Here is a 6,734-nt window from a genome sequence, read left to right as displayed (position 1 = left end):
TCGCCCGCACCCTGGTCAATCTGCCGCCGAACCTGCTCTATCCGGAAAGCTTCGCCGACAAGGCCAAGGAGTTGGAGAAACTCGGCGTCGTGGTCGAGATTCTCGACGTCCCGGCGCTCGAAGCGCTCGGAATGCGGGCGCTGCTCGGCGTGGGGCAGGGGTCTCGGCGGCCGAGCCGCGTCGTCATCCTGCGCTGGAACGGCGCCGCGCCGGACGCTCAGCCGGTGGCCTTCGTCGGCAAGGGCGTCTGTTTCGATTCGGGCGGCGTTTCGCTCAAGCCTGGCGCGGGCATGGAGGACATGAAGGGCGACATGGCGGGCGCCGCCTGCGTCACCGGCCTGCTCCATGCGCTCGCCTCGCGCAAGGCCAAGGTCAACGCCATTGGCGCGCTCGGCCTGGTCGAGAACATGCCCGACGGCGGCGCCCAGCGCCCGGGCGACATCGTCACCGCCATGTCCGGCACGACCATCGAGATCATCAATACCGACGCCGAAGGCCGGCTGGTGCTAGCCGACGTGCTCTGGCACGTCCAGAGCGCCTATAAGCCTGCCTTCATGGTCGATCTCGCCACCCTTACCGGCGCGATCATGGTGGCGCTGGGCCAGGAATATGCCGGCCTGTTCAGCAACAACGACGAACTGGCCCAGCGCCTGACGGAAGCGGGCGAGAAATCCGGCGAGAAGGTCTGGCGGATGCCGCTCGGCCCGGCCTATGACAAGCAGATCGAATCGAAATTCGCCGACATCAAAAACACCGGCGGCCGCAACGCCGGCTCGATCACGGCGGCGCAATTCCTCAAGCGCTTCGTCAACGACACGCCCTGGGCGCATCTCGATATTGCCGGCATGGGCATGGGCTCGCCGACCGGCGATCTCAACCAAAGCTGGGGCTCGGGCTGGGGCGTGCGCCTGCTCGACCGCCTCGTGAAGGATTATTACGAGGCCTGATGGCGGAGGTCTGGTTCTATCAATTGCAGCGGCGCGCGCTCGATCAGGTCTTGCCGGCTCTGATCGAGCGCACGCTGCAGCGCGGCTGGCGCGCCGTGGTGCAGGCGCGGGCGCCAGAGCGGTTGCAGGCGATTGACGACCTGTTGTGGACCTATGCCGACGATTCCTTCCTGCCGCATGGCTCGCAAGCGGCCGGCGATCCGGACTTGCAGCGGGTCTGGCTCACCTGCGGCGAGGACAACCCCAATGACGCGCGCATTCGCTTTCTGGTCGACGGCGCCGAGGCCGCGCCTTTTCTGGACGCCGGCTATGAACGGCTGATCCTGCTGTTCGACGGGCGCGACGAGGCGTCGCTCGCCGCCGCGCGCGAGCAATGGCGGTCGCTCAAGCAAGGCGCCGCCGAACTGTCCTATTGGCGGGAAACGGAGGAGGGCGGCTGGAGCAAGCAGGGTTAGGGCATGATTGTCGATCAGCCCTAAGCGCCCCGTCCGGCCAAGCCGCCGCATTTCCGCCAAAATGCGGGAGCCATTCTGAACAAGCGTTCACAATTCCGTGATCCAGCTCGCCATCGGCGGCGCTGGATTTGCGGACGATGCGCCGCATGGCAAGCGAAGGGTTAACCATTTGATTAAACCTTTTGGCAATTTCGGCGGCGCAATGTGGCGAATGATGTTTTCTTTCGCCAATATCTCTGCCGTTTCGACGCGCGCTCGCCGCTTTGCCCTCGATGGCTTTTTAGCCCCCGATGGCTTTGCCGGCCCCGCCGAAAAAAGGACCTTTGGCCAGTGATCAAGACGCCCGCTCGCCCCTTCGCGCTGCTCCGCGCGAAAGCAGGCTCCCTCGCGGCTCTCGCCGGCGCGCTCGCCATGGCGGGCTGCGCCCAGGCCCCGCAACAACAGGCCCGCCACCACGGCAAGGAATATTTTCCCGAAAGCATCTATGGGCGCGCCAGCGCCCGTGTGATCGCCGACGGCGAAGCGGTGCCGAAGGGCGGCGGCCAATATCTGGTCGGCAATCCCTATACCGTCGCCGGCAAGACCTATGTGCCGAGCGAGCGCAAATTCACCGGCGTCGGCCTGGCCTCCTGGTATGGCGACGCCTTTCACGGCCGCCGCACCGCCAATGGCGAAATCTACGATCGCGACGGAATCACGGCGGCGCATCCGACCATGCCGCTGCCGAGCTATGCTCGCGTCACCAATCTGCGCAACCAGCGCTCGATCATCGTACGCGTCAATGATCGCGGCCCCTATCACAGCGGCCGCATGATGGACCTTTCCGCGCGCGCCGCCGAGGCGCTCGAATACAAGTCGATCGGCACGGCCAAGATCAAGGTGGAATATGTCGGCCGCGCCTCCCTGTCGGGATCGGACGACCGGAAGTTGCTGGCGACCCTGCGCGTCGACGGCCGTCCCGCCGAACTGGGCGATTTCGCCTATTCGCCGACGCGGCTCGCCGATCAGCGCGAAATGCCGCCGGCCGCTGCGCCGGATCGCCAGGAACAGCGCGCCGCCTTGCGCGCGGAGGTCGAAAGGGTGGCTTACGAGCCGACTCCGCCGTCGTCCCACGCGCGCGAAACTGTCGCTCAGGACGATCCGCCGCAGCCGCCCCAGCGTCTGGCGCTCGCCGAAGATTCCGGCCGGCCCGCCGCGCCGCTGCCCAAGAGCCCGCCGCTGCCGCCGCAGCGTCCCTTCGATCTCGGCACGATTCCCGGCGCCGGCGTCCCGATTTCCGTCGCCCGCCGCTGACTTCGCCCTCCAAACTGAAGGTTGGCTTGGGCATAAAGGTTGGCTTGCCGCCATCACGGCGTTAAGTTGAGGCGTTCGCGCGGCGCCGCCGGCGACCACGACCGAGCCAGCCGGCTCGCGCAGCGATGAGGCGTTCGTGTACGCGCGTTTCAGGCCCTATTTCCTCCGAATGTCACTTGTTCTGCCCCTGCTTTTTGTCGGGGCCGGAGCGCCGGCGCGCGCCCAGAACATCACCACCACGGCGCCCCATGCGGTCGTGATGGACGCCGACACCCAGACGGTCCTGTTCGAAAAGGGCGCGGACGATGCGGTGTCGCCGGCCTCGCTCGCGAAACTGATGACCGCCGAACTGGTGTTCCGCGACCTCAAGAAGGGGTCGATCACGCTCGACACGCCGTTCTACATTTCCGAAAAAGCCTGGAAGACCGGCCAGAGCGGCGGCTCGATGTTCGCCCGCGTCAATACCAATGTCCGCGTCGAGGACCTGTTGCGCGGCGTCATCGTGCAATCCGGCAATGACGCCGCGATCGCGCTGGCGGAGGGCATTGGCGGATCGGAAGAGAATTTCGCGGCGATGATGAATGTCCGCGCAGCCGAGCTCGGCATGAGCAAGTCGCATTTCACGGATTCGTGGGGAGGCGCCAATCCCGGCCAGACGGTCTCGGCGCGCGACATGGCGATCCTGGCGGAGCACCTGATCAAGAGCTACCCGGATTATTACCATTATTTCGGCGAGAAGGAGTTCACCTGGTCGAAGATCCGCCAGCTCAACCGCAATCCGATCCTGTTCATGGACGTCAATGGCGACGGCCTGAAGGTCGGCAATGAGAAGGACGGCGATTTCAATCTTGTCGGCTCGGCGGTCTTCCAGGGCCAGCGCCTCATCGTCGTGGTCCTCGGCGCCAAGACGGCCAAGGACCGCGCGGAAGAGGCCCGCAAAATGTTCAATTGGGGCTTTCGCGGCTTCGACACGAAAACCATATTCAACGCCAATGAGGCGGTCGGCGCGGCCAAGGTCTATGGCGGCGTGAAGACCGAAGTTCCGCTGGTTTCGGGCAGCGCCATCCGGGTCATGACGCCCCGTGGAACGGCCGACAAGCTGACCGGCAAGATCGTTTATGTCGGGCCGCTGATCGCCCCCGTCGCCGCCGGCCAGACCGTGGCGCGGCTGAAGATCTATCACGGCGACAGCCTCGCGCTCGACGTGCCGCTGAAGACCGGCGAAGCGGTCGATCAGGGCCCGCTGACGCAGCGCGCCCGCGACGCGGCGCTCGAATTGGGGCGGCAATTGTTCCACAAGGGGCTGAACTCGGCGATGAGTTCGCTCAACCGGAAATCCGCCGGACAGGCCGCCGCGACGGCGCCGAAAGAGGCGGGGAGCGCGCCCTCGGCGCCTTGAACGGGCCCGGTTTCGCGTTAAGACTGCGCCGTCGGCGGGCGAGCGCGCCGGCCAAGGGATTCGGGAGCGGGACTTTTTGCGCAAGGGCCGGTTCATCACCTTCGAAGGCGGGGAAGGGGCGGGGAAATCGACCCAGATCCGCCGTCTCGCCGCCGCCCTGCGTGATCGCGTCCGGGAGGTGGTGGTCACGCGCGAGCCGGGCGGCACGCCGCTGGCGGAAAAGCTGCGCTCGGTCATTCTCGCCGGCAAGGCGCGCGATTTCGGCGCCATGGGCGAGGCGTTGCTGTTTTCCGCCGCGCGAATCGACCATATCGACCGGGTGATCCGCCCGGCCTTGGCGCGCGGCGCCTTCGTGCTGTGCGACCGCTTCGCCGATTCGACCCGCGCCTATCAGGGCGCGCGCGGCGGCGCCGAAGACAATATGCTGGCGACGCTTGAACGGGTCACGCTCGCCGGGGTCCAGCCGGATCTCACCTTCATTCTGGACATCGCGCCCGAGGCCGGCATGGCGCGGGCGGGGCGGCGGCGCGGGCAGGAGGCGGCCGATCGATTCGAGGCCGAAGACCTAAGCTTTCACGCCCAGCTTCGCGAAAAGTTCCTCGAAATCGCCGACGCCGAGCCCGAGCGCTGCCGGGTCATCGACGCCGCGCGCGCCGAGGACGAGGTCGCCGCGGCGCTCTGGTCGGCCTGTCTCGAAAAATGGCCTTCGCTCGGCTCGGAACGCAAGCAATGGGCGTAAAGGCGGCGGATGACGCGCCGCCGGAGAGCGACCGGTTCGCCCCGGCGCCGCATCCGCGCGACACCTTCGCCCTGTTCGGCCAGCAGCGCGCCGAAAGGGAATTGCTCGGCGCCTATCGCGCCGGCCGCTTGCCGCAGGCCTGGATCGTCGGCGGGCCGCAGGGCGTCGGCAAGGCGACGCTTGCCTGGCGCATGGCGCGCTTCCTCGCCGCTCATCCCGATCCGACCGCGCCGGCGGTCCAGCGGGCGGAAAGCCTTGCGGTCGATCCCGGCCACGCCGCCGCGCGCAAATTGTCTGCCTTGTCCTTCGGCGATCTCGCGCTGCTGCGGCGCGAATGGGTCGAAAAGACCAAGAAACACGCGACGCGCATCACGGTAGACGACGTGCGCCACGCGATTCACCTGTTCGAGCAGGCCGCCGGCGAAGGTGGTTGGCGCATGGCGATCATCGACAGCGCCGACGATCTCAACATGAATAGCGCCAACGCCTTGCTCAAGCTGATCGAGGAGCCGCCGCCGCGCAGCCTGTTCCTACTGGTGGCCCACCATCCGGGGCGCATCCTGCCGACGATCCGGTCGCGCTGCCGCCTGCTGATGCTGCCGGCGCTGGAGCCGGCGTCTCTGGAAGCGGCGACGCGCGCGGCGCTCGACGCCGCCGAACTCGTCGCCCCCGACGACGCCATCGCGCGCGCCTGCGGCCAAGCAAAGGGCTCGGCGCGCGAGGCCCTGCGCCTGCTCGCCGCCGGCGATAGTCCCGTCGGGGGATTGACGGAGCGCGCGCTCGCCGCGCTGCCACGCATCAATTGGCGAGACGTCCATCGCATCGCCGATTCCGTGGCGGGTCGGGAAGGCGCGGCCGAATTCGACGCCTTTCTGCGCGCCGCCTTCGATTGGCTTGGCGCATCGCTGCGACGGCATGACGCGGGGGGCTTGGCCCGGGGGCTTGGCCCGCGCGCGCTGGCGCCTTATGCCGAGGCTTGGGCTTTTCTGGAGCGCGAAAGCCGCGCGCTGGAAATCTACAATCTCGACAAGAGGGCCTTCGTGATCGTCGTCTTTGCGCGTCTCGCGGAGGCCGAAAGCACGGCGCGCGCGGCGCTCGCCTGAGGACAGAATGAACGAGACTTTCGGCTTCCGGTTGATCGCCCGGGACGGCGGCGCCCGTCTTGGCGAGATTTCCACGCCGCGCGGCGCCATTCGCACGCCGGCCTTCATGCCGGTCGGCACCGCCGCCACGGTCAAGGCCATGTATCCCAAACAGGTGCGTGCGCTCGGGGCCGATATCGTGCTCGGCAACACCTATCATCTCATGCTGCGGCCCGGCGCGGAGCGCGTCGCCGCGCTCGGCGGCCTGCATACCTTCATGAACTGGCCGCATCCGATCCTCACCGACAGCGGCGGCTTTCAGGTCATGTCGCTGGCCAAGCTGCGCAAGCTTGACGAGAACGGCGTCACCTTCCAGTCCCATATCGACGGCGCCCGCCATGTGCTGACGCCGGAGCGGTCGATGGAAATCCAGCGCCTGCTCGGCTCGGACATCCAGATGCAGTTCGACGAATGCGTGAAGCTGCCCTGTTCGCCGGAGGAGGCCGAGCGCGCCATGCGGCTGTCGCTGCGCTGGGCCGAGCGCTCGCGCAAGGCTTTTGGCGAGCAGCCGGGCCACGCCTGTTTCGGCATTGTGCAGGGCGGTGCGGAGCCGGGTCTGCGCATCGAAAGCGCCCGCGCGCTGGCCGATATGGATTTCCACGGCCTGGCGGTCGGCGGCCTCGCGGTGGGCGAGCCGCAGGCGATCATGCTGGCCATGATCGAGACGGTCATGCCGCATCTGCCCGAGCACAAGCCGCATTATCTGATGGGCGTCGGTTCGCCGGACGATCTGATTGAATCGGTCGCGCGCGGAATCGA

General features: G+C 67.3%; 8 protein-coding genes. All 8 read left to right on the top strand.

Annotation, left to right across the window (positions count from 1 at the left end; translation table 11 throughout):
* Positions 1-947 (top strand): leucyl aminopeptidase (locus tag ACE3S9_RS12320; protein ID WP_374546756.1); only part of this gene is annotated, 947 nt, incomplete at its 5' end.
* A complete protein-coding gene (locus ACE3S9_RS12315; RefSeq protein WP_374546755.1) occupies positions 947-1,402 on the top strand; it encodes a DNA polymerase III subunit chi in 456 nt (151 codons plus the stop codon). The genes ACE3S9_RS12320 and ACE3S9_RS12315, both read left to right, overlap by 1 nt.
* A gap of 97 nt (positions 1,403-1,499) precedes the next feature.
* Entirely contained in the window at positions 1,500-1,736 is a 237-nt protein-coding gene (locus ACE3S9_RS12310) for a hypothetical protein (protein ID WP_374546754.1), read from the top strand.
* On the top strand, positions 1,733-2,695 hold the full coding sequence (locus tag ACE3S9_RS12305) for a septal ring lytic transglycosylase RlpA family protein (protein WP_374546753.1): 963 nt from the start codon (positions 1,733-1,735) through the stop codon (positions 2,693-2,695). The genes ACE3S9_RS12310 and ACE3S9_RS12305 overlap by 4 nt, the downstream gene beginning before the upstream one ends.
* A gap of 169 nt (positions 2,696-2,864) precedes the next feature.
* Positions 2,865-4,094: a D-alanyl-D-alanine carboxypeptidase family protein gene (locus tag ACE3S9_RS12300; protein WP_374546752.1), complete on the top strand. Its 1,230-nt coding sequence runs from the start codon at positions 2,865-2,867 to the stop codon at positions 4,092-4,094.
* 76 nt (positions 4,095-4,170) lie between these two features.
* Positions 4,171-4,833, top strand: a complete 663-nt coding sequence (gene tmk, locus ACE3S9_RS12295) for a dTMP kinase (RefSeq protein WP_374546750.1) — start codon at positions 4,171-4,173, stop codon at positions 4,831-4,833.
* Positions 4,824-5,936 (top strand): DNA polymerase III subunit delta', encoded by a 1,113-nt coding sequence (locus ACE3S9_RS12290; protein WP_374546749.1) that lies wholly within the window; start codon positions 4,824-4,826, stop codon positions 5,934-5,936. Before tmk ends, ACE3S9_RS12290 begins: the two co-directional genes overlap by 10 nt.
* 7 nt (positions 5,937-5,943) lie before the next feature.
* Positions 5,944-6,734 (top strand): tRNA guanosine(34) transglycosylase Tgt (gene tgt, locus ACE3S9_RS12285; RefSeq protein ID WP_374546748.1); only part of this gene is annotated, 791 nt, incomplete at its 3' end.

The sequence above is a fragment of the Rhodoblastus sp. genome (assembly GCF_041915505.1).
Lineage (GTDB): Bacteria > Pseudomonadota > Alphaproteobacteria > Rhizobiales > Beijerinckiaceae > Rhodoblastus.
Note: the sequence above shows the minus strand (reverse complement) of the source record. Positions and strands in the feature narration are given on the sequence as shown.